The sequence below is a fragment of the Novosphingobium terrae genome (assembly GCF_017163935.1).
In the GTDB taxonomy this organism is placed as follows: domain Bacteria; phylum Pseudomonadota; class Alphaproteobacteria; order Sphingomonadales; family Sphingomonadaceae; genus Novosphingobium; species Novosphingobium terrae.
Window position 1 is genome coordinate 1,057,409 of record NZ_JABVZR010000002.1, and the last position, 24,029, is coordinate 1,081,437.

Genomic DNA, 24,029 nt, shown 5'->3' on the forward strand with positions numbered 1-24,029 from the left:
GAAACGGGGCGTCATGAAAACTCTGGGTCTGGCCAAATTCCCTCTGGCCAATCCTCGTTTGCTCGGTCTGCTGCTGGCGGCGGGCTGGCCTTTGGCCAGTGCCCAGGCCGAAAGCATCGATCTGGATGCGGGCTGGCATTTCCGTTTCGCCGGGCAGAATACCTCGCTGGCGCCCGCCCAAACAGAATCCCCCGGCACCGAGCGTGTCGATCTGCCCCACAGCTGGAATCTATCGCGCGGCGCCGAGGCCGATGGCATCGGCTGGTACGCGCGCGAACTGGTGCTGCCTCAGGCGCTGGCCGGGCAGCATATGGAGCTGCATTTCGGCGCCGTGTTCTACAAGGCGCGGATCTGGGTCAATGGCGTGGAGGCTGGCGCCCATGAAGGCGGCCATACCGCCTTCGATCTCGACGTGTCGAAACTGCTGCATCCCGGCGCCAACCGCATCGCGGTGATGGTCGACAACCGGCCCGGCTTTGCCACCATTCCCGGCTATGCCATGCGCCTCAAGGCCTCGGGCAATGTCTGGTATGACTGGTGGCGCGGCGGCGGGATCACCCGCGACGTTTCGCTGCGCATCTCGGACGGCGGGCTGATCCGGGGGCAAAAGCTGAGCCAGACCCTGTCGGCGGAAAAGGGCAGCGTCAGCGCCCATATCAGCCTCGACAATGTGGATGGCAAAAACCGCAACTTCACCGTGACCACCCTGCTGACCGATCCTGATGGTCGGCCTGCCGGGGAAGCCCATCGGCAGATCACGCTGCCCGCACATCAGTCCGGCAGCGTGGATGCCGCGCTGACCGTACCGCATCCGCAGCTGTGGAACATCGGCGACGGGCGCCTTTACGAGGTCACCACGAAGCTCAGTGACGAGCAGGGCCGCCTGCTGGACGAAAAGCGCGACACGCTGGGCTTCCGCACCATCGCCCTGCGTGACCGCAAGCTTTATGTAAACGGCCAGCCGGTCCGCCTCTCGGGCGTCTCGCGCCATGAGGATTCGCCTTGGGAAGGCGCCGCCGAAACGCGCGGCACGATCCTGAAGGATTACCGCGATCTGGCTGAGCTGCACACCACGCTGACCCGCCCGATCCATTACCCCCAGCCCGAAACGGTGTTCGATATCGCCGATCGCGCGGGAATGCTGCTGATCCCGGAGATCCCGGTCTGGCAGATGAAGGCCGAGCAGCTTGGCGATCCGCGCCTGCTGGAACTGGCGAAGCGCATGACCGCCGAGGTGGTGGCGCAATCAGGCAATCATCCCAGCATTCTGGCCTGGAGCGTGATGAATGAATGCGATTCCTCCTCGCCGCAGGGGGCCGCCTATGTCGCGGCGATGAAGGCGCATCTCAATCGCATCGATCCGGGCCGTTTCGTCACTTTCGCCGATTCCGATGTCTCGACCCATCCCGCGCCCCGCACAACGGCGCTGGCGGCGGCGGATTTCATCATGGCCAATGCCTATTTCGGCACATGGAGCGGCGCGGCCAGCGGCGTGGGCCCATGGCTGGCGGCGATGGACAAGACCTGGCCCGACAAGATGCTGGTCATCTCAGAATTCGGCTGGCCCGGCCCCTTCTCGGCAGACAGCACCAGCGCCGATCGCGACCGCACGCAGAACCTGCGCGAGCAGATGGCGGCCTTTGCCGCACGGCCTTTTGTCGGCGGCACGATTTTCTGGGATTATCAGGATTATCGCTCCAACAAGAACCTCTTCGCGCCGCAGGAGGATGGCTATGTCGATCACGGTCTGGTCGACAAGGACCGCCAGCGCCGCCCCAGCTTTGCCGCCTGGGAAGAGGTGAACCGCCCCCTGCATGCCAGCGTGCAATGGAGCTATGCCAATGGCGCGCCCGCAGGCTTCACCGTGACGCTGGTGGCCAATGCGGCGGGCAGCCTGCCCTCCTATCCGCTCAGCCATCTGCGCCTGCACTGGCAGGCCATCGGCAAGGATCGCAGCCTGCTGGCGCAGGGCGATCAGGCGCTGCCCCTGATGGGCCCCGGCGCACTGGACCACCTCGATCTGACCGGCGCATGGCCGCGCGTCGATGGCCCGGTGCAGCTGCAGGTCGAGGTCCGCAATGCGCAGGGCCTACCGGCCATGGCGCAGAATTTCGATTACCTTCCCTTCAAGGCGGGCAGCGCGCCCTTCCCGCCCGATCCTTCCCAAATTCCAGCTGAGGCGGTGTCCCGATGAAAGCTCTGCATGTCCTGTCGCTCGCTCTGGCGGCCACGATCAGCGCCCCGGCCATGGCATCGAGCCTGCCGCCGCTGATCCCGATGCCCGCGAAGATCACCCCTCAGCCGGGCACGCTGACGATTGCCAACAACGCCGCCATCACCCTGCCCGAGGGCGACAAAGGCGCCCGGATCGCCGCCAGCCTGCTGATCGAGAAGGTGGCAAAGGATCGCGGGCTGACGCTCTCGACCGGCACCAAGGGCGTGATCCATATCACCCGCGATGCCAGCCTGCCCGGCGATGAAGCCTATCGGCTGGAGGTCAGCGCCAAGGGCGTCACGCTCGCCGCCAAGGGCGATGCCGGGCTGGTCTATGCCGCGATGACGCTGGCACAGCTGCTGAGCCCCGACGCGCATGTCGGCGCCCCGGTACGCCTCTCTGCCATGCAGATCGCCGACGCGCCGCGCTTCAAATGGCGCGGGGTGATGCTGGATACGGCGCGCCACTTCCTGCCCACCAGCGCAATCTATGCCACCATCGACCAGATGGCTGCCCACAAGCTCAACACGCTGCATCTGCATCTCACCGACGATCAGGGCTGGCGCATCGAGATCAAGCGCTATCCCGATCTCACCCGCATCGGCGCCTGGCGTACCCCGCCCTCGGCCGGCGGCGCCCCGGGCGAGAAGGTCGGCGGCTTCTACACGCAGGATGAGCTGAAGGCACTGGTCGCCTATGCCGCCCAGCGCGGCATCACCATCGTGCCCGAAATCGACCTGCCCGGCCATGCGCAGGCCGCCGTGGCCGCCTATCCCGAGATCGGCGTGCTGGGCGCCCGGCCCGATGTCAGTCATGACTGGGGCATCAACCCCTATCTTTTCAATGTGAACGATCACTCGGTGGGCTTTATCAAGAATGTGCTTGATGAGCTGATGGCGATCTTCCCCTCGCAATACATCCATCTGGGCGGCGACGAAGCCATCAAGGATCAGTGGCAGCGCTCGCCCGAGGTGCAGGCGAAGATGAAGGCGCTGGGCATCACCAGCGAAAACGCCATGCAAAGCTGGCTGATCGACCAGCTGGGCACCTATCTGGCGCAGCATGGCCGCCGCCTGATCGGCTGGGATGAAATCCTTGAGGGCGGTCTGCCGCCTTCAGCCTCGGTGATGTCATGGCGCGGCGACAAGGGCGCGGTGGATGCCGCCAACCAGAACCATGATGTGGTGCTGGCCCCGGCCCCCACGCTTTATATGGACAGCGTGCAGAGCCGCCGCGCCGATGAATCCGCCGGGCGCCTCTTCACCGTGACACTGGCCGATCTCTACAATTACGATCCCTTCCCCAAGGGCCTGCCCGCCGACAAGGCCGGGCATATTCTGGGCGCGGAAATCACGGCCTTCTCCGAATATCTCACCACGCCGCGCGCGGTGCAGCATGTGCTGTTCCCGCGCCTGGACGCATTGTCAGAAGTGGTCTGGTCGGCGCCGGCGCAGCATGACTGGCAGGGTTTCCTCACCCGCCTTCAGCCCCAGCGCCTGCGCTACACCCGCGAGGGGATCAACGATGCCGACAGCGCCTTTGCCGTGGATTTCGCGCTTCAGGGCCCACGCAGCCAGCTGTTGACCCGCAAGGAAGGCACGGTGGCCATCGCCACCCAGACCGGCTTCGGCCAGATCCGCTACACCACCGATGGCCGCGAACCGACGGCCCGTTCTCCGCTCTACAAGCAGCCGGTGGCGGTGAAGCTGGGTCAGGTGCTGAAGGCCGCTGCCTTTGACGGCACCCTGCCCACCGCCCAAAGCCGCAGCTTCGACCTTTCTACCACCAGCCTGCTGCGCTGGAACAACCCCGATCTGGTCGCCTGCCCCAAGGGTGCGCTGGGCCACCGCGTGCCGCTGACCTCCGAGGCGCCAGACGGCAGCCCGGTGTTCAACGTCAACCTCTTCGACGATTGCATCATGGCCCCCGCCGTGCCCACCGATGCCCCGCGCAAATTCACGGTGGATGTCGCGCGTCTGGCCCGCCATTACGGTCTGGCCTATGAGGCGACCAAGCAGATCTGGCATTACAGCACCAGCCCTCATGGCGAGCTGGTGATGCGGGTTGGCGGCTGCGAGGGCGATATCCCGGGGGGGGGCCCCAAGGGTCAGGTGATCGCCACCTTCCCGCTGCCCGATCCCGCCACCGCACCCAACCGCTTCCAGCTGACGGGCACGGTTCCAGCGGGCACCGGCGACCAGAACGTCTGCATGCTCTTCACCGCGCCGATCAGCGGGGCCTTCTACACGGTCGCCTCGCTCCAGCTGGAACCCGCTTCGTGAGGCATGGTCTGAAGGTCCTCGCCGTCCTGCTGCTGGGCGCCAGCAGCGCGGCGATGGCGCAGCTGCCCGGCGATACCGCGCTCGACAGCGGCTGGAGCGTGCGGATCGATCCGGCTGATGCCGCGGCGGCCAAGGCCCATCCCGGGGCGGCGGGCTGGTTTCCCGCCCATGTGCCCGGCAGCGTCCAGCAGGATCTGATTGCCAGCGGGCAGGTGCCCGATCCCTTCCTCGGCCAGAATGAGGGCGCCATCCAATGGGCGGGCCTGACGGACTGGCAATACCGGACCGCCATCGCCGCCACGCCCGAGATGCTGGCGCGCGGCCATGTCGATCTGGTGCTGGACGGGCTGGACACCTTCGCGCAGGTCACCCTCAACGGCGTGAAACTGCTCGCCACCGACAATGCGCATCGCCAGTGGCGTGTGCCGGTGAAAGACGTGCTGCATCCCGGCGAAAACACGCTGGAGATCCATTTCGCCTCGCCGATCAGGACCCTGCAACCGATGGTGCTGAAAGAGGCCCATCCGCTGCCCGGCGAATATGATTCCATCTATGGCGACGAGCCCGAGGGCAAGCAGACCTCGCCCTATATCCGCAAGCCCAAATACCATTACGGCTGGGACTGGGGCCCGCGCATCGTCAACATCGGCCCCTGGCGCAAGGTCCATCTTCAGGCTTGGGACAGCGCGCGGATCGAGACGATGCGCGTCACGCAGGAAGCGCTGGGCGATGCCTCGGCGCGGCTGACAGCCAGCTTCGACATTCAGGCAGACCATGACGGTCCCTTCGCCCTGCGCGCCACCATCGCCGCGCCGGATGGCAGCCCGGCCGTGCCCTTCGAGCGCCATGTCGATCTGGTGGCGGGGCTGAACCATGTTTCGCTGCCGCTGGACATCGCTCACCCTCAGCGCTGGTGGCCTGCAGGCTGTGGCGCGCAGCCGCTCTATACGGTGGCGGGCACGCTGAGCGACACCAGCGGCGCGCTGGGCAGCGTCACCCACAGGATCGGCCTGCGCAAGGTGGACCTGCTGCGCGAGAAGGACGATCACGGGCGCGGCTTCGCCTTTCGCGTCAATGGCGTGCCGATCTTCGCCAAGGGCGCCAATGTCATCCCCTTCGACAGCTTTCCGGCCCGCGTTACCCCCGCCAAGATCCGCTCTCTGCTGAGCGCCGCACGCGATGCCAATATGAACATGCTGCGCGTCTGGGGCGGCGGCATCTATCCCGACGATGCCTTCTACGACGCCGCCGACGAGCTGGGCCTGATGGTCTGGCAGGATTTCATGTTCGGCGGCGCGGTCACCCCGCCCGATCCGGCCTATCGCGAGAATGTGCGGATCGAGGCCGAGCAGCAGGTGGCCCGCCTGCAAGCGCATCCCTCGCTGGTGCTGTGGTCGGGCAACAATGAGGTGCTCTCCGGCTGGGACAGCTGGGACGATCGCAAGAGCTTCAAGAAAGCCATTGGCGCCGATGAGCAGGAGAAGGTCGGCGTCGGCATGGCGATCCTGTTCGACGGCGTGCTGCGCAAGGCCGCCGAAGAAGGCGATCCCGATGCCGTCTACTGGCCCGGCTCGCCCAGCGCCAATTACGAGGACAAGGCCGATCAGGACCACAATGGCGACCGCCATTACTGGGATGTGTGGGGCGGCAAGAAGCCGGTCGAGAGCTATCTGGATGCCTGCCCGCGCTTCATGTCGGAATATGGTCTGGAAGCCATGCCCGATATGAAGACGATCCGCGCCTTTGCCGGAAAGGGCCCGCTTGCCATCGGCAGCCCGGTGCTGCGCGCCCATCAGAAATTCCTGAAGGGCGAGGGCAACGATCGCCTGCTCGATTACATCGGCCAGCGCTATGGCAAGCCGCGCGATGTGGCGGAGATGGTCTATCTCAGCCAGGTGATGCAGGCCGAGGGGATCGAACTGGCCGCGCTCCACCACCGCGCCTGCCGCCCGGTCACCATGGGCAGCCTCTATTGGCAGCTCAACGATGTGTGGCCCTCGATCTCATGGTCCAGCATCGATTCCGCCGGTCGCCCGAAAGCGCTGCAGTACCATGCGAAACGTTTCTACGCGCCGCTGGCCGTGGCCGCCGCCCATGCCGGGGGCAAGACCAGCCTCAGCCTGATTTCCGATGCCACCACGCCGACCGGTGCGACATGGCGCCTGACGGTGATGGGCATGGATGGCAGCAACCCGCAGCGGCAGGAGCATGACGTCACGCTGCCCCCGCTCTCCAGCACGCCGGTTGCCACGCTGACCGACGCGCAGCTGTTCGGCCAGAGCGATCCCAAAACCCATATCGCGCTGGCCGAACTGGTGATGGACGGCAAGACCGTCTCGCGCGCCCTGATCGAGCCCGTACTGCCCAGGGACGCCACCCTGCCCGATCCCGCCTTGCGCGCCACATGGGGCAAGGATGGCCATCTCACTCTGCATGCCACCCGCCTTGCCCGCGCGGTCTGGGTGGATTTCGGCATGCTGGATGCCACCCTGTCGGACAATGCCTTCGATCTGATGCCGGGCGAAAGCCGCGAGATCGCCGTGACCTCCTCGGCCAGCCTCGCGCTGCTCAAGCGCAACCTCCATATCCGCACCCTTGCCGGAGAGATCCGCCCGTGACCCCCAGCCTGCTTCTGGCCCTGCTCAGCCCGCAAGCGCAGGCCAATGTCGAACAGACCATCGCCGCCATGACGGTCGAGGACAAGGCCGCCCAGTTGCAGAGCGGCGCCACCGCCCTGCCCAAGGCGAAACTGCCCGCTTACGACTATTGGAACGAGGGCCTGCATGGGCTGGCGCGCAACGGCGTGGCCACCGTCTTCCCGCAAGCCATCGGTCTGGCCGCGACATGGGATCAGCCGCTGATGCAAAAGGTGGGCGATGTGATCTCCACCGAGGCGCGCGCGCGTTACAACGCCCTGCCCAAGGGCAGCGACCGCCTGCGCTATCAGGGGCTGACGATCTGGTCGCCCAACATCAACATTTACCGCGATCCGCGCTGGGGTCGGGGCCAGGAAACCTATGGCGAGGACCCCTTCCTCACCGGCCATATGGCAATTGGCTTTATCGCGGGCCTTCAGGGGCCGGACCTTGCCCATCCCAAGGTGATCGCCACGCCCAAGCATCTGGCCGTTCATTCCGGGCCGGAAGCCGGGCGCGACAGTTTCGATGTCGATGTTTCCCCGCGTGACATGGCCGAGACCTATTCCGCCGCCTTCCGCACCGCGCTGGTCGATGGCAAGGCGCTTTCGGTGATGTGCGCCTACAATGCGCTGCATGGCGTGCCGGTCTGTGCCTCGCCCGATCTGATGGGCAAGCGGCTGAGGCAATATTGGAATTTCGGCGGGCTGACGGTGTCGGATTGCGACGCCATCGGCAACATCACCCATTATCATTTCTACACACCCGACGATGCCGCGGGCTCTGCCGCGGCGCTCCAGGCGGGCACCGATCTCGATTGCGGGCGCACCTATGCCGCCCTGCCCGATGCCGTGAAGCGCGGGTTGGTGGGCGAGGATGTGCTGGACAGCGCTCTCTCCCGCGTGTTCGCCGCGCGGGCCCTGCTGGGCGATGCCTTCGGCCAGACCAGCCCATGGGACCGCATCGCGCCGACGCAGGTGGATACGGCCGAGCATCGCGCTCTGGCGCTGGAGGCCGCGCGCAAGAGCATCGTGCTGCTGCAAAACAAGGGCAACCGCCTGCCGCTGGCCATAGGCGCGAAGATCGCGGTGATCGGTCCCAATGCCGATGCGCTCGATGTGCTGGAAGCCAATTACCACGGCACCGCCTCGCACCCCGTCACCCCGCTGGAGGGGCTGCGCGCCAGCTTCGGGGCGGACAAGATCCTCTATGCCCAGGGCTCGGTCGTGGCCGAGGGCGTGCCCGTCACCATCCCCGAGGATGCGCTGTCCGCCGATGGCAAGCCCGGCCTGAAAGGCGACTATTTCGCCACGCCCGACCTCACCGGCACACCGCGCCTGACCCGTCAGGACCGCCATGTCGATTTCGACTGGGACCGCGCTGCCCCTGCTCCCGCTCTGCCCGCCAAGGGATTTTCGGTGCGCTGGACGGGGCAGATCACCCCGCCCGCCGCCGGAGACTACCGGCTCCATCTGGAAATCCCGCGCTGCTTCGATTGCGCGGGGCATGATCCGGTGCGCCTGTGGGTCGATGGCGAGGAACGCATCACGGATAGCGGCGATGGCAAAAGCATCGCCACCGAGCTGAGCTTCACCGACACCAAGCCCCATGCCCTGCGCATCGAATACCGCCACACCGGCGAGGATGGCGGCATCGGGTTGCGCTGGATCGCCCCGGCGCAGACCCAGCGCGATCAGGCCGTGGCAGCGGCCCAAAAGGTCGATGCGGTGGTGGCCTTTATCGGCCTCTCCCCCAGCGTCGAGGGTGAGGCGCTCCAGATCGAGGTGCCCGGTTTCGCCGGAGGCGACCGCACCGCCATCGAATTGCCCGAACCCCAGCGCCGCCTGCTCGATGCTGTCGCCGCCACCGGCAAGCCGCTGGTGCTGGTGCTGATGTCGGGCGGGGCGGTGGCCATGCCCTGGGCACGCGAGCATGCCGATGCCGTGCTGGCCGCCTGGTATCCGGGCGAGGCTGGCGGCACCGCGCTGGGCGACATCCTGTCGGGCGCGGCCAATCCCTCGGGCCGCCTGCCGCTCACCTTCTATGCCTCCACCCGCGATCTGCCCGCCTTTGCCGATTACAACATGCGCGAGCGGACCTATCGCTATTACACCGGCAAGCCCGTCTGGGGCTTCGGCCATGGGCTGAGCTACACCAGCTTCACCTATGGCAAGCCCGTGCTGTCCGCCCCTGCCGCCGACCGCTCGATCAGCGCCACCATCGCGGTGACCAACAGCGGCACGCGTGAAGGCGATGAGGTGGTGCAGGCCTATCTCTCGGCCCCGCAGGTCAGCGATGGCTCGTTCAACGATCCGGTGCTCCAGCGCAGTCTGGTGGGCTTCCAGCGGGTGCATCTGAAGCCCGGCGAGACGCGGCAGGTGCGCTTCACCATCGATGCGCGAGGGCAAGGCACGGTGGACCGCACAGGCCTTCGCAAGCTCCGTCAGGGCGCGTATCATCTCTGGCTCGGCGCAGGCCAGCCGGGCGACGGCCCGGGAGCCGAGGCCGACTATACCGTCCAGACCGAGGCCGAGATCGCCCCATGATGACACCCCGCCGCTCCGTCCTGAAATCGGGCGCCACCTTGCTGGCCGGGGCCATGGCCTCGGGCGCGACGCGGGCGCTGGCCGCGCCGCCCACCCCGCAGCCGACGCCGATCCCCACCACCCCCGCGCCGGGGCGGACGACCGATCTCAACTCGCGCCGCCCCGCGCCGGGCGACCGCAAGTTCACCAGCCCGGCTGTCGAGGAGCGTATCCGCCAAGTCTCGGCGCAGGTTGCCGATCCTGAACTCGCGTGGATGTTTGCCAATTGCTATCCCAACACGCTGGACACCACGGTGTGGATGGGCACGGTCGAGGGCAAGCCGGACGCCTTCGTCATCACCGGAGACATTCCCTGCCTGTGGCTGCGGGACAGCAGCGCTCAGGTATGGCCCTATCTGCCGCTGGCCAAGGACGATCCGCAGCTTCAGGCGCTGTTCAACGGGCTCATCGCCCGTCAGGCCCGCTGCCTGCTCATCGACCCCTACGCCAATGCCTTTATGCAGGACCCGCAGGCGCGCACCAACCTGTCCTGGGCGCTCCATGACCAGACCGACATGAAACCCGGCGTGGCCGAGCGCAAATGGGAGCTGGACTCGCTGTGCTGGACGCTGCGTCTGGCAGCGGGTTATTGGCAGGCCACGCAGGACAAGCGCCCTTTCGACGAGCTGTGGGCCAATGGCGCCCGCGCCGCCTTGCGCACCATACGCGAGCAGCAGCGCCTGCATGATCATGGCCCCTATGCCTTCCGCCGCCCGGACGGCAATGCCACCGAGACACTGATGCTCTTCGGCTATGGCGCGGCCAGCCGCAAGGTGGGGCTGATCCATTCGATGTTCCGCCCTTCGGACGATGCCTGCACCTTCCCTTTCCTGATCCCCGCCAACCTTTTTGCCGCCAGCGCTCTGAAAGGGCTGGCCAAAGTGGCTGCCGAGGCGCGGGGCGACACCGCACTCGCCCGCGATGCCATGGCCCTGTCGCTCGAACTGGACCGCGCGCTGCTCGACTATGGGCAGATGGCCGGACCGGACGGCAACCCTGTCTGGGCCTATGAGGTCGATGGTTTCGGCAATGGCTTCTTTATGGACGACGCCAATGTGCCGGGCCTGTCGTCGCTGGCCTATCTCGGCGCGGTGCCCCGCAACGATCCGCTCTTCCGCCGGACCGAGGCGCTGGCCTGGTCCTCGCGCGATCCCTATTTCTTCAAGGGCGCCGCCTATGAGGGGATCGGCGGGCCCCATGCCGGGCTGGGCATGATCTGGCCGATGTCCATGATCATCCGCGCCCTCTCCAGCGACAGCCCTGCCGAAATTCTCGGCCTGCTGCGCAGCCTGAAAGCCACCCATGCGGGCACGGGCTTTATCCATGAGAGCTTCCAGCAGGACAATCCGGGCGAGTTTACCCGTTCATGGTTCGCTTGGGCCAACAGCCTGTTTGGCGAACTCATCATCGATGTGAACCGCCGCTTTCCCACTCTCCTGTCCCAGAAACTGTAAGGACCAGCATGACGATGTCCCTGCGCCGTCGCGATCTGTTGGGCGCCGCCGCCGGCGCCGCCATGACCTCAGGCCTCAGCCCGCTGCATGCCGCTGCCCTTTCACTTCCGGCAGGCGGCGGGGCGCTTCAGCCCGATCTGTTCATCGGCACCGGCGGCCATGGCCATACCTATCCCGGTGCCACCCTGCCCTTCGGCATGGTCCAGCTCAGCCCCGACACCGACAATGCGCGCTGGGATGCCTGTTCGGGCTATCACCGTGATGATACGTCGATCATGGGCTTTTCGCACACCCATCTCTCGGGCACCGGCATCGGCGATATGCTCGATGTGCTGGTGGTGCCCACGCGCGGCGCGCTGGAGCTGGAACCCGGCCCGCTCGACAATCCCGACGCCGGTTACCGCCAGCGCTTCTCGGACGAACATGCGGAAGCCGGCTATTACCGCGTGCGGCTGGAAAGCGGCGTGCTGGCCGAACTGACCGCCACCGAGCGCACCGGCCTGCACCGCTACACCTTCCCCAAGGGGCCAGGCCATGTGCTGATCGACTTTGCCCATTGCAAACAGGAAGCCCCCGGCGAGCCGGTGATCATCGATGAGGCCTCGCTGGAATGGGGTGCGAACAACACGCTGACCGGCAGCCGCCGCGTGTTCCGCTGGGCCAAGGGGCGGCGCATCCATTTCGCGCTGCAACTCTCACGCAAACCCGACCGCATCGCCTTCTTCGGCGATGACAATCACCCGGCAGGCGACAAGCAGGTCAGCGGACGCCGCCTGAAGGTCGCCCTGTTCTTCGACGATGCCGGGGCGCAGCCGCTGCTGATCCGCACGGGCATTTCGGGTGTCGATGTGGCAGGCGCGCGGGCCAATCTGGCCTCCGAGGTTCAGGATTGGGATTTCGACCGCCACCGCCGCGCCGCTGTCGCGCGCTGGCATGACCATCTCGACACCATGCGTGTGGAGGGCGGCACGCCCGACCAGCGCGCGATCCTGGCCAGCGCGCTCTATCACAGCCTGCTGGCCCCCACCCAGTTCACCGACAGCGACGGGCGCTATATGGGCATGGACGGAGAGATCCATACCACGCCCGCCGATCAGCCCGCCTTCAGCTCCTATTCGCTGTGGGACACCTATCGCGCGCTCCATCCGCTGATCACGCTGATCCGCCCGGACAAGGCGCGCCAGTTCACGCAGGATCTGATCCGTCAGGCCACGCAGAGCCGTTTCGGCCCCTCGGTCTGGCCGCTGCAAGGGGTGGAGACCGGCTGCATGATCGGCTGGCACGCGGTGGTGGTGATGGCCGAGGCGATCACCAAGGGCATCCCCGGCGATTATGCCGCCGCCTGGCCCGCGATCCGCAAACGCGCCTTCGACCCCGCCGCGCCCGATCAGGACAACAGCCTGGGCCGCCACTATTACGACAGCCGCGGCTGGATTCCGGCGGACAAGATCTTCGAATCCGTCAGCCGCACGCTGGAATATGCCTATGACGATCATGCCATGGCCGTCATCGCGGAGAAGGTCGGCGCGCATGAGGATGCCGCCACCTTGCGCAAGCGTTGCCTCAACTATGCCCATCTCTTCGATGCGCAGCGCGGCTTTATGCGCCCGCGCCTCGACAATGGACAGTTTGCCGAGCCCTATGATCCGGTGGAGCTGGGCCATTCCTCGCAGTGGCGCGATTACACCGAGAGCAACGGCTGGCAGGCCACCTTCCTCAACCAGCATGATGTCTATGGGCTGATCGCCCTGTTCGGCGGCGAGGCGCGTTTCGCCGCGCAACTCGATGCGCTGTTCAACGCGCCCTCCACCCTGCCCGCCAATGCCCCGCCAGACATCAGCGGGCTGGTCGGCCAGTACGCCCATGGCAATGAGCCGAGCCACCATGTGGCCTATCTCTATGCCTATGCGGGCCAGCCGTGGAAGACGCAGGCCATGGTCCGCCGCCTGTGCAACGAGATGTACAAGGCCGATCCGGATGGCGTGATCGGCAATGATGATTGCGGGCAGATGAGCGCTTGGCTGGTGCTGAGCGCACTGGGCTTCTATCCGGTCGATCCGGTCAGCGGGGTCTATGTCTTCGGCTCGCCGCTGTTCGACCGGATTGAGGTGCAACTGGGCGAAGGCAGTACGCGGCTGGTGGTCGAGGCGCAGGGCAATGCGGCCGATGCGCCCTATATCCAGTCGGTGGAATGGCGCGGCCAGCCCTGGAGCAAGGGCTGGATCAGCCATGCCGAGCTGCAAAAGGGCGGCAGACTGGTGTTCCGCATGGGAACGCAGCCCAACAAGGGCTTTGCCAGCGCGGCGCAGCACCGCCCGCCATCCTTCGGCCGCACGCCCGCGTGATCCTCGCGCGGCAGGGGATTGTGGCCACGGGCGTCGCGCTGGCCTTCGGGCTGGGTGCCGCGCCGGTGGCAGCGCAGGATCTGGGGCAGGCCTGCGTGGTCAGCGATGAGGCGGGGCAGGTGGCCGCGCGCATTCTGGCCGAGCGCCTTGCCGAACGCATCGGTCACCCCCTGCCCACCCAAAACTGCCAGAACCGGATCGTGCTGGCGCTGGAGGACGATGTCGGGCCCCTGCTGCCGCCCGCACTGCGCGCCCGCTGGTTGCAGGCAAAGGCGAAGGGCGAAGGCTTTTCCATCCGCAGCCTTGGCCCCAAGGCCCATCCCGTCCTTGTGCTCAGCGCCCCGGACAAGCGCGGGCTGGTCTATGCGGCGGGCTGGTTGCTTCGCTCAGCGGATGCCCGCGCCCGGCTGGCGGTCCCTGCCGCCTTCAGCACCGCGCCGCACTACCCCACGCGCATGACCCAGATCGGCTATCGGGCGAAGAACAACACTTACGACGCCTGGGATCTGAAGCGTTTCCGCCGCCGTATTGAGGATTTCGCCCTGTGGGGCAGCAGCGGTGTGCAGGTCATCGCGCCCGTCTCCGACGATGCGGCAACCAGCCCGCTCTATCCGGCGCCTCCACTCGAGACGCTGGCGGGGATCGGGCGGATCGCTCATGAACTGGGCATTGATTTCGCGCTTTATTACCCCAATCTGGGCGATTACGCCGCCGCTGCCGCGCGGCAGGCCGAGGCGGAGAAGCTCGATGCCCTGCTGAAGCAGCTGCCCATGGTGGATGCGCTCTACATCCCCGGCGGCGACCCCGGCCATACGCCGCCCGACCAACTGATCCCGCTGATGGAGCATGAGGCCGCAATCCTCCATGCCCGCAACCCGGCCGCCACGGTCTGGCTTTCGGCGCAGGGGTTCGATGCCAAAGACAGCGCGGGTTTCTATGCCGCCTTGCCGCGCCGCCCCTCCGGTCTCACCGGCGTTTTCTATGGTCCGCAGACGCGCGATCCGCTCGACCGGCAACGCGCCAGCCTGCCGCGCGATGTGCCGCTGCTGCTCTACCCCGACATCGGCCATGCGATGCATGCGCAATTTCCCGTGGCGCGCTGGTCCCCCGCTTTCGCCCTGACCGAGGGGCGCGAGCCTATCGACCCGCGCCCGCTGGATTTCACCCGGATCTTCAAGGCACAGGCCCCGCTTTCCAAAGGCTTCATCACCTATTCCGAGGGTGTGAACGACGATTTCAACCAGTTTCTGTGGTTCGCGCTGGGCTGGAACCCGGCGACCCGGCCCGAGACTGTCGCGCGCGACTATGCCCGCATGTTCATCGGCGATCCGCGCGCCGCGCGCCTGCCCTTCGCGCTGGAGCGCAACTGGCAAGGCGATCCCGCCCGCAACCGGACCATCCCCGCCACCCTACGCCTTGCCGATGCGATCCGCCCCACAGCCTATGCCGACTGGCGGCTGGATACGCTGCGCTATCGCGCGGTCTATGATGCGCTGGTGCAAAAGCGCCTGATCGCCGCGTGGCAGCGTCAGGATCAGGCGCTGCATCTGCTGGCTCGGGCCCGCCCCGGGCAGGCTGCCCAAGCCGTTGCCAGCGCTCGCGCACAATTGGAACAGCCCGATGGCCCCGCCATCGCCGCCCTGCACCAGCGCCTGTCGGGTCTGGCCGATGATCTGTGGCGCAAGGCCCGGTTGCAGCTCAGCGTCAGGCTCTATGGGGCCTCCAACATCGAGCGGGGCGCCAATCTGGATCGCGCCGGGGTCGATCTGAACGATCGGGTGGCGATCGAAAAGGAAATGGCACAGGCGCTCCAACGGCCCGATGAGCCTGCCCGTATTGCCGCACTCCACGCTCTGGCCGATCCGCAGCGCAAGGCCGATCACGCGCTTTACGACGATCTGGGCAATCCGCAGGCCGAGCCTCATCTGGTCCGCGCCAAAGACACACAGGCCGCGCCAGACCTGCGCGACACCGCCATCGACGGCATCGCCGACCGCACGCCCGAAGACGGCTGGCGCATGGCGGACATCACCTATGCCGAAACGCTTTATGATCGGCCAATCCGCCTGCATTACACCGGGTTGAACCCGCGCCGCCGCTACCGCCTGATCGCGCGCTATGCGGGCGAGGATTATCAGTTGCCCATGCGTCTTGTCGCCAATGGCACGCTGGAATTGCACGGCGCCCTCAACCGCACGCAGAACCCGATGACCGTCAGCATCGACATTCCCCCCGCAGCGACAAGCCATGGCGTGCTCGATCTGGCCTGGACGCGGCCTGCGGGCCTTGGCGGCTCGGGCCGGGGCCATCAGATCGCCCAGAGCTGGCTTATCCCCCTTCCCCTCTCCAACGGAGATACCCCATGAAAGCCCATCTGACCCGTCGCCGCATTCTGGCCTCGGGCCTTGCCGCCGCCGGTGCCTCTGCCGGGGCCGCCAACCCCGCGCTGGCGCGCCTCGCCACAGGCCCTGCCGCTTCGGCGCCCGCGCCCTATGGCGCCACGCCCTCGACGCGCCAGTGGGCCTGGCATGGCCGGGAGTATTACGGCTTCGTCCATTTCTCGATGAACACCTTCACCGACAAGGAATGGGGCTATGGCGATGAGGACACCAAACTCTTCAACCCCACGGACTTCAACCCTGACCAGATCGTTGCGGCGGCCAGGGCGGGCGGCATGCATGGCCTGATCCTGACGGCCAAGCATCATGACGGCTTCTGCCTGTGGCCCACGCCGCTGACCGAACATTGCATCCGCAACACGCCCTATAAGAACGGCAAGGGCGATATCGTGCGCGAGATGGCCGACGCCTGCCACCGCGCGGGCATGCCTTTCGGCCTCTATCTCTCGCCCTGGGACCGCAATCACGCCGAATACGGCCGCCCGGCCTATATCGACTATTACCGCGCCCAGTTGACCGACCTCTGCACCAATTACGGCACGCTCTTTGAAGTGTGGTTCGACGGCGCCAATGGCGGTGACGGCTATTACGGGGGAGCACGCGAAACCCGCAAGATCGACGCCCCGAAGTATTACAACTGGCCCTCGATCATCGCGCTGGTTCACCAGTTGCAACCGATGGCCTGCACCTTCGATCCGCTGGGCGCCGATATCCGCTGGGTGGGCAATGAGGATGGCAAGGCGGGCGATCCCTGCTGGCCCACCATGCCCAATGCTCCCTATGAGCAGGCGGCGGGCAATTCGGGCGTGCGCGGCGGCGAGATCTGGTGGCCCGCCGAAACCGATGTCTCGATCCGGCCCGGCTGGTTCTATCACGAGGATGAGGACACCGCCGTCAAATCCCCCGCGCGGCTGATGGAGCTTTACGACCAGTCGGTGGGCCGGGGCACCAATCTGCTGCTCAACATCCCGCCCGACCGACGCGGGCAGATCGCCGAACCCGATGTCGCCGCGCTCTCGGCCTTTGGCGATGCCCTGCGCGCCAGCTTTGCCAGTGATGTGGCGCGCAAGGCGGTCGCTCATGCCAGCGCCAGCCGGGGCCCTGCGTTTGCCCCCGCCAAGGTGCTGGACGGCAACCGCGACACCTACTGGAGCACGCCCGATGGGGTGACCACGCCCGAGATCACCCTCGATCTGGCACCCGGTGCGCCCTTCGACACGATCCGCCTGCGCGAATATCTGCCGCTGGGCGTGCGCGTCACACGCTTTGCGGTCGATTTGGCCGGGACCGATGGCGTCTGGCGCGAGGTGGCCCGGCATGAGGGGATCGGCGCCCAGCGCATCATCCGCCTGCCCGCCGTGCAGAATGCCCGCCGCCTGCGTCTGCGCATCCTTGAGGCGCCCGCCGCACCCGCGATCAGCGAGATCGCGCTGTTCCGCTCGGTGACGCCGCGTCAGATCGCTCCCAGCCTGTCCAAGACCAACCGCACGCTGGACCGCAAAGGCTGGCGCGTGACCCAGGCCAGCGCACCGGGCGCCGAGGCCGTGCTGGACGGCAATGCCAACTCGGCCTGGCACGCTCCGGTTCCTGCCATGCTGACGCTGGATCTGGGCCGCAGCGAGGATCTCGCGGGCTTTGCCTTGACCCCAACCCGCCATGCCGAAGAGGGTAACAGTCCGCCCGCGCGCTACAGTGTGGAATGGAGCGCGGACGGCCAGAACTGGCAAACCGCTGCCTCGGGCGAGTTTTCCAACATCGCCTATGCAAGGGCGACCCAACGCATCCATTTCGCACAGCCGATTGCCGCGCGCTTTCTTCGGCTGAGTTTTCCGGCCTCGGCGCTGGGGGATGCCGTGCTGTCCATCGCGGAAATTTCGGCTTTCGCTCCAGATCGGGGCTGAAGCCGGGTATGGGGCCGGTCTTCGGATCGGCCCCAATCTATCGACAGCGCTTGGCCTGTATGCCGCCCCAACCGGTGGCGATCAGCCTTAAACGTCGCTCAATTCGGCAACCAGATCATAGGCGTCGCCACGATACCAGCTATGAGTCATCTCGATCGCCCTGCCATCGGTCAGAAAGGCCCGGCGCTCGATAAACAGGCAGGGATCGCCCACCGCGACCTCCAGCAGTCCGGCCTGCTCCTCACCAAAACCGATGGCGCGAACCCGCTGGAGCGCACGCACCGGACGGTTGCCGGCATGGTCGAGCGCGTCATAAAGCGAGGTATCGACGGCATCGATCGAGGACAGCCCCCAACCGGGAACCGTGGCCTGCTCCAGAGCCATGGGCTGCCCGTCGGCATAGCGAATGCGCTGAAAGCGATAAACGCGCGAACGGGGCGATAGCCCCAGTGCCAGCGCTTCCTCCGGATTGACGGCACCTTCCGCCCGGTCGATCCAGGCATTGCCCGGCTTGCGCCCCCGTGACAGCATATCCTCCGAAAAAGAAGACAACATCGAGAAATTCTTCTCGACCCGCCCGGGCATTGCCGGCGTTTTCATCGATACAAACGTACCGGCGCCCTGCCGACGCTCCAGCAGGCCATCCTCGACCAGCCCGTCGATCGCTTTGCGGATCGTGACACGCGAAAGGTTGTAGCTTTCACAAAGGTCCCGCTCGCTCGGCAAAGCTTCACCGACAGCCAGACGATGGTCGTCCACAGCCTGTCGGATCAAGTTTTGCAGGCGGATGTAGCGTGGGCCGGCTACATTTTCATCCAATGCCCCAATGTGATCAACGAAGGCCATAGTTCCCCTTTGCCCCCGCAGCGCTAGATCAAACCGCTGAACCGGGCAACATCGGATTGTTGTGAGATGCGCCGGCGCGACCACAACATTATCTTTACTCGCATGCGCAGACAGCAAGGTGTGCAAATCAGCTCCACAAGATCGTATCGATAACTGGCGACCCATGCCCAGCGCTTCTTGCTGTTTTAGACAGAAGGTTGAAAGCACATCCCAGCTAAGCACAAAGAAGACACGCTAGCACGGTTCCCTAGCCTTTCATCCTCTCATGTCGCACCGGCCTGCTGCCGGCTTAATAAAACAACATATCTCAGTGTCCATCAAACCAACAGCAGGCCAGATCGGGTTGAGCCTATTGAGAGAGGTCGCCGATTGAACTTTGGTGATTGAGCTCGCACCAAAAGGTGATTGTTCAGTACCAGCGCGCCTTGCACAGACATGATCCCTTGTTTTCTTTATAGATTTTCTATCGAAGCCTCTGATTGACAACGGAGATCGATATGCATCTACTCAAACCCCCTTTTATATCAGGTGGAAGCTTGAGTTCCGCTTTACTTGACCTGGTGCTGCCAAGCTGCGTGGTTAGGTAACAGGGGAATCATACTCCTCCATGCTGACCTTGCTGGCCAGCATGGCTTCTGAATCAAAGATCTTACTAAAATCTTACGAAGAACTCTACTTCCAAAACCGCTTCAGCCACCCTTTTCGTGGCGTAGTATTTTGGATTTCAAAAAATTTATCGGATTCTAAAGATGCATCAGAGGACCTTCGATGAATCTCTACAAAATCCACCATAACAACATCGTAAGATTCTGAATTAATTACAATTTCAACCTCTTCAGTTTCAGTATCCTCAAGAGAAAATAAAAAATAAATTAACCCATTTTCTACTTCTTTAAATTCATGATGCGCAACCTCTTTTTCACCAAATGCGCAAGTAATCCTTACATGGAGACAGCCTTCCCCAAATATATTCGAAACGCTGACGCAACCCAGATAGAACCCAGGCGGCAGTTCAGCATACGGGCCATAGGAGAGCAGCCCCGAACGACCGATCAGTGCAATCTTTTCACCGATTCTCTCTCCATCGCCAACATGGAGTTCCCCTGCAGACCAACGCCATGATGACGTCGCCGTTGGTTGAGAATTGGCATGGGATTCCAGATTATGCTGGTCAAACAAAGCTTCCCGTTCGGCAATCAGAATCTGCCGCTCGGCGAGTAACGCTTCTTGCGCGGCAAGAAGCGCATCTCGTTCATCTCTGATACTATCTCTCTCTGCTATTAGGACATTTTTCTGAAAATCAAGTTCATTACTTTCAGCAAGGATAATTTCTCGCTGAGTGACTAGATCATTTCGTTCAGAAGAAAGCGCCTCACAGTCCAATTCGAGAGTCCGAATTTTCTTGCGCCGTTCAGCTTCCCAATTTGCTCTGACGAAGGCTTGAGACATAAGATGTCGACCACCATTTAGCCTCCCCCCCCATAATACTTTGATTGACACCATCAACAATCAGCGCATACGTCTCATCGATATAGTGAGTATTATTCGGCCCTCCCCAAGCCATCAATCCATCTTCATCACTAAGAAAATACTTCTCATCCACATCAATGCTATCGACCCCCAGACTATCTGAGAATTCGTACATTTTTCTTAGAACATTATTTATCGCAAACTCCCTCAGTCCATCTGAGAAGAGAATATCATTTTCCCCAACCAACCTATTTGTGAAATAGAATTTAATTAGCCGAAAGGTTGGATATTTCTGACGGATGAGTTCGATGAATCTTGAATAGTGATTTTTCCACAAATCCATGAAGGCATCGTGATTTTCATGCCATGAGAAAAACCCATCCCCTCCGTAACCGAATATGTTTCGGACTTTCTCATCATCGAAATCCATATCTACAGGGAGGCCATCGACAATGCCCCGAGCATCCCATGGGTTGGAGATAAATCTATCAACCGCAATCTTCATTACGCCCATATGAATGTCACGCGTCAGATCAAATAGTAGAATATCACCATCAAGACTCACAATTTCTCGAAGGTGATCTCCAGTAATTTCACGCGTAATATATTTAACGTATTCACCACTAAGGCCCGAGCAATTAAACTTTACTGATTTTCCGCTTTGAGACATTAGAGCAATTGTCGGACGGCGCCACATATGTCGAACATGCTTAAAATAGTGAGGCGGAAGTCGTGCCCCAACTTCGCGCACGCTGAGCCCCCCAAAGTTACGACTCGCAGTGAATTGGTCACACGTTGAGCATGACCAGCAGGGCTGCCCTGAAGTGATAGGGAGAACTCTTCTTCAATCACCTGAGGAAAGGTTGTAGGGCTCATGGGGGCAAAGGTCCGATGTAAAATATTCATTTAATTGCTAATTTATATGACATAATTAATACTGTTACAAGTGGCATGCGCAATTCCACCTAGATTTGCCTTGAAGTTCGGCATCGAATCCTCGAAAACGCCATAGCTCTGTGTATGATTGACCGAATGAGATGACCCCATTGCGAACGCGGTGGATGGCAGCCCTTCGATTGCGGATGGGAGCAGGCAGGCGGTTGCCCAATGGGTATCTGGGTGATCAAGCCCCTCCCACGAACAAAACTAAGCGCATTGTAAACCACGATCCTAGGCCACCTCACCCCCAGACCGAGTAGCCACCGCTATTTCCCGGGCGCGTCCGGAGATTCCAGACACTCAAAGGCTAAATGGGTGGGGAGGCCGTTCACAACAAAAGGGCCCTGAGACCAACTGCAATTTGGCGCTCCGATAACGCTTGCGGTATGCAAGCTATATTGGCAGATACGCCCGCATGTTTTCCAAGCACCTGAGCGCTCCCACCATGCCCTTTGCTCGTCGCGAGGGCCGCACCGCCACATCCATGCATGCCATTGCGCTGTTCAGCGCTCTGAGCCTTCTTGGTGGTTGTGCCTCCTTGCCGTCAAACGGGCCTACGGTACCAACCGTTAAAAAGAGCGCAACAGGGGCTGATAACACGCTTGGCTTCAAGATTGTCGATATCGATGCCCAAAACGTCAATACGCCGCCGGTACGCAATGAGCTGGGCCTAATTCAGTTAGGGGCCATGTCAGCCAACCCCTTACCAGCCCGCACTGATCAGATCCAGAAGGGTGATACACTGGGCATCTCAGTCTATGAGGTCGGAGTCAGTTTGTTCGGCGCCGCGTCCAGCGCAGCCGATGCGCGCACGCCGGCAGCTGAGACGCACCTCATCTCGGCTCAAGTCCGTGACGACGGCACGATCACTTTACCCTATATTGGCACTTTGCGTGCCGATGATGCTGATCCAGACACTCTGGCCAGCCGAATTCGACAGCGCCTAATGCCATTGTCACAAAGCCCACAGGTGCAGGTGGCCATCACACAGAGCGTTCAGAACGTTGCCTATGTATCAGGCGCCATCAGCAAACCAGGCCGCATCCCCCTAACCGCGGCACGTGAACGGTTGCTCGATGTGCTGGCCATCGCCGGGGGCGCTACATCCACGACTGCCGGTGCTGACGGGCTTGATCTGGATGTACACTTGGTGCGGGGCGACAAGGCGGCATCTGTACGCTTAGGTGACTTGCGAGCTGAAGATGTTGCCAATCTGGTGATTTTGCCCGGCGATCGCATCGAATTGCGCCGTGCAGCTCGAACATACACGGCTTTTGGCGCGACCGAGAAGGTCTCGCAAATCCCGTTCAGCGCGGAGAAGGTTTCTTTAGCTGAAGCGATCGCCCGCGCCACGGGGCCCGCCGACGCCCGTGCCAACGCGCGCGGAGTCTATCTGTTTCGGTTGGAGAGCGACAGTGCCGGCAAGATGGCACAGCCGGTCATCTACCACATCGATATGATGAAGCCGCAGAGCTACTTCCTGGCTCAGATGTTCGAGATGCAGGATAAGGATGTGATCCTTTTCGCCAATTCGAAGGCCAGCTTGGCTCAGAAGATGGCAGCTTTGCTCGGCAATCTGTTCAGCCCGGCTGCTGCCGTCGTCTATGCGGCCAAGTAACTTCATGCGCATCGGCATAGATGGTTACAATTTGGCCATTCCAAATGGAACGGGTGTAGCGACTTATGGTGCGTCGCTGGCGCATGTCGCTGCGGAAATGGGCCATGGGGTCGAGGCTGTGTTCGGCATCGATCCAGGCCGCAAGCCAAGCTTGCGCGAAACATTGTTCTTTGAGCAGTTCGGCCATGGCCACCAGGGCAATGTCGGCAAAAAGGTCCGGAATTCGGTCATCTGGTGGCACCTAGCTCGCCGCCTGACCGAAATTCCGTTGACTGACAATGTCGACAAGCGCGGCTTCGGCGCCCGTTGGCCTGCTTTTGATCGGCTGTGGACTAGCCCGCTCTTATTCGAGGTTGCTTGGGCCCGCTTTACCTATCTGAAGCAGTTCACCACCGTCACCATGCCGAATCCGCCTGATGTAATGCACTGGACCTACCCTGTGCCAATCCGCATGGCAGGAAGCCGCAATGTCTACACATTGCACGATCTGGTGCCACTGAAGCTCCCTCATACAACGCGAGACAACAAGCACTATTACCATCGCCTTATCGAGGCATGCCTGTTTCATGGCGACCATATCGCCACCGTTTCAGAGGCGAGTCGCAGCGATATTCTGGCCATGTTCCGCGCAGATCCGGACAAAGTGACCAACACATACCAATCCAGTCCTCTGCCAGAAAGCGTGGTGCAAAGCAGCGCCGAGCAAGACCGCGCCATGATTGAGAGCGTCTTTGGCCTACCGGCCAAGGGCTTTTATCTGTTTTTCGGCGCGACCGATCCCAAGAAGAACATTGGCCGGGTGGTCGATGCCTATCTGGCCTCGCAGAGCGAACGGCCACTGGTGGTAATCTCCTCTCGGGACTGGGGGATGAGCGAAGCTAGTGGCGGTTTGGGTGCGGGTGGCACAGTCTATGGGCGCAAAGTGGATCGGCCGATCGTGCAGTTGCAATATCTGCCGCGCGACATGCTCTTCCGCTTGATTCGCTCGGCACGGGCAGTGCTGTTTCCCTCACTTTATGAAGGCTTTGGCCTGCCCGCGCTGGAAGCTTTACAACTGGGCACGCCGGTTATTTCTTCTAACACAGCCTCGTTACCCGAGGTGGTTGGCGCGGGTGGACTGTTGGTCGATCCCTATGAAACCATACAGATCGCCGATGCTATCCGTGCGTTGGATCATGATGATGCGCTGTATGATAGACTGAGCCAAGCCGGGCTAGCCCACGCGAAAGGCTTTACTAACGAGGCTTTCGCAGAACGGCTACAGGGTATGTATATGCGAATGGGGCTGGAGCGGTAACTAAAGAACAATAAACAGCAGCATGCGACCTAGGGTACATCG

13 protein-coding genes are annotated in these 24,029 nt (G+C 63.1%); 10 read left to right on the forward strand and 3 right to left on the reverse strand.

From position 1 onward, the window contains the following. Positions 1-13 precede the first annotated feature (13 nt). The 8 genes from HGK27_RS23035 to HGK27_RS23070 all read left to right on the forward strand — a co-directional run bounded on the left by HGK27_RS23035 (position 14) and on the right by HGK27_RS23070 (position 17,817). Positions 14-2,194 (forward strand): glycoside hydrolase family 2 protein, encoded by a 2,181-nt coding sequence (locus HGK27_RS23035; RefSeq protein ID WP_206245225.1) that lies wholly within the window; start codon positions 14-16, stop codon positions 2,192-2,194. Continuing rightward, positions 2,191-4,497, forward strand: a complete 2,307-nt coding sequence (locus HGK27_RS23040; RefSeq protein WP_206245226.1) for a beta-N-acetylhexosaminidase — start codon at positions 2,191-2,193, stop codon at positions 4,495-4,497. The genes HGK27_RS23035 and HGK27_RS23040 overlap by 4 nt, the downstream gene beginning before the upstream one ends. Before the next feature lie 53 nt (positions 4,498-4,550). Further along, positions 4,551-7,115 (forward strand): beta-mannosidase, encoded by a 2,565-nt coding sequence (locus HGK27_RS23045; RefSeq protein WP_206245504.1) that lies wholly within the window; start codon positions 4,551-4,553, stop codon positions 7,113-7,115. 68 nt (positions 7,116-7,183) lie between these two features. Beyond that, positions 7,184-9,679 (forward strand): glycoside hydrolase family 3 C-terminal domain-containing protein, encoded by a 2,496-nt coding sequence (locus tag HGK27_RS23050; protein ID WP_206245505.1) that lies wholly within the window; start codon positions 7,184-7,186, stop codon positions 9,677-9,679. Then, entirely contained in the window at positions 9,676-11,172 is a 1,497-nt protein-coding gene (locus HGK27_RS23055; RefSeq protein ID WP_206245227.1) for a glycoside hydrolase family 125 protein, read from the forward strand. Before HGK27_RS23050 ends, HGK27_RS23055 begins: the two co-directional genes overlap by 4 nt. Positions 11,173-11,186: 14 nt before the next feature. Next, positions 11,187-13,517, forward strand: coding sequence for a GH92 family glycosyl hydrolase (locus HGK27_RS23060; protein WP_206245506.1), 2,331 nt, complete (start codon positions 11,187-11,189; stop codon positions 13,515-13,517). A gap of 20 nt (positions 13,518-13,537) precedes the next feature. After that, a complete protein-coding gene (locus HGK27_RS23065) occupies positions 13,538-15,883 on the forward strand; it encodes a hypothetical protein (RefSeq protein ID WP_241127777.1) in 2,346 nt (781 codons plus the stop codon). After that, positions 15,880-17,817 carry an alpha-L-fucosidase gene (locus HGK27_RS23070; protein WP_206245228.1) on the forward strand — a complete coding sequence of 646 codons (1,938 nt, stop codon included), beginning with the start codon at positions 15,880-15,882 and terminating at the stop codon, positions 17,815-17,817. Before HGK27_RS23065 ends, HGK27_RS23070 begins: the two co-directional genes overlap by 4 nt. A gap of 87 nt (positions 17,818-17,904) precedes the next feature. Here the strand turns inward: HGK27_RS23070 and HGK27_RS23075 are convergent, their stop codons facing one another. From HGK27_RS23075 to HGK27_RS23085, 3 genes are all read right to left on the reverse strand, one after another. Next, positions 17,905-18,663 (reverse strand): GntR family transcriptional regulator, encoded by a 759-nt coding sequence (locus HGK27_RS23075; RefSeq protein ID WP_206245508.1) that lies wholly within the window; start codon positions 18,661-18,663, stop codon positions 17,905-17,907. Positions 18,664-19,335: 672 nt separating this feature from the next. Beyond that, on the reverse strand, positions 19,336-20,112 hold the full coding sequence (locus HGK27_RS23080; RefSeq protein ID WP_206245229.1) for a hypothetical protein: 777 nt from the start codon (positions 20,110-20,112) through the stop codon (positions 19,336-19,338). After that, complete coding sequence (locus tag HGK27_RS23085) at positions 20,075-20,830, reverse strand: hypothetical protein (protein ID WP_206245230.1); 756 nt, start codon at positions 20,828-20,830, stop codon at positions 20,075-20,077. Before HGK27_RS23085 ends, HGK27_RS23080 begins: the two co-directional genes overlap by 38 nt. 657 nt (positions 20,831-21,487) lie before the next feature. Here HGK27_RS23085 and HGK27_RS23090 point away from each other — a divergent pair. Beyond that, positions 21,488-22,690, forward strand: a complete 1,203-nt coding sequence (locus HGK27_RS23090; RefSeq protein ID WP_206245231.1) for a polysaccharide biosynthesis/export family protein — start codon at positions 21,488-21,490, stop codon at positions 22,688-22,690. 4 nt (positions 22,691-22,694) lie between these two features. Beyond that, positions 22,695-23,987 (forward strand): glycosyltransferase family 4 protein, encoded by a 1,293-nt coding sequence (locus HGK27_RS23095; protein ID WP_206245232.1) that lies wholly within the window; start codon positions 22,695-22,697, stop codon positions 23,985-23,987. Positions 23,988-24,029 lie beyond the last annotated feature (42 nt).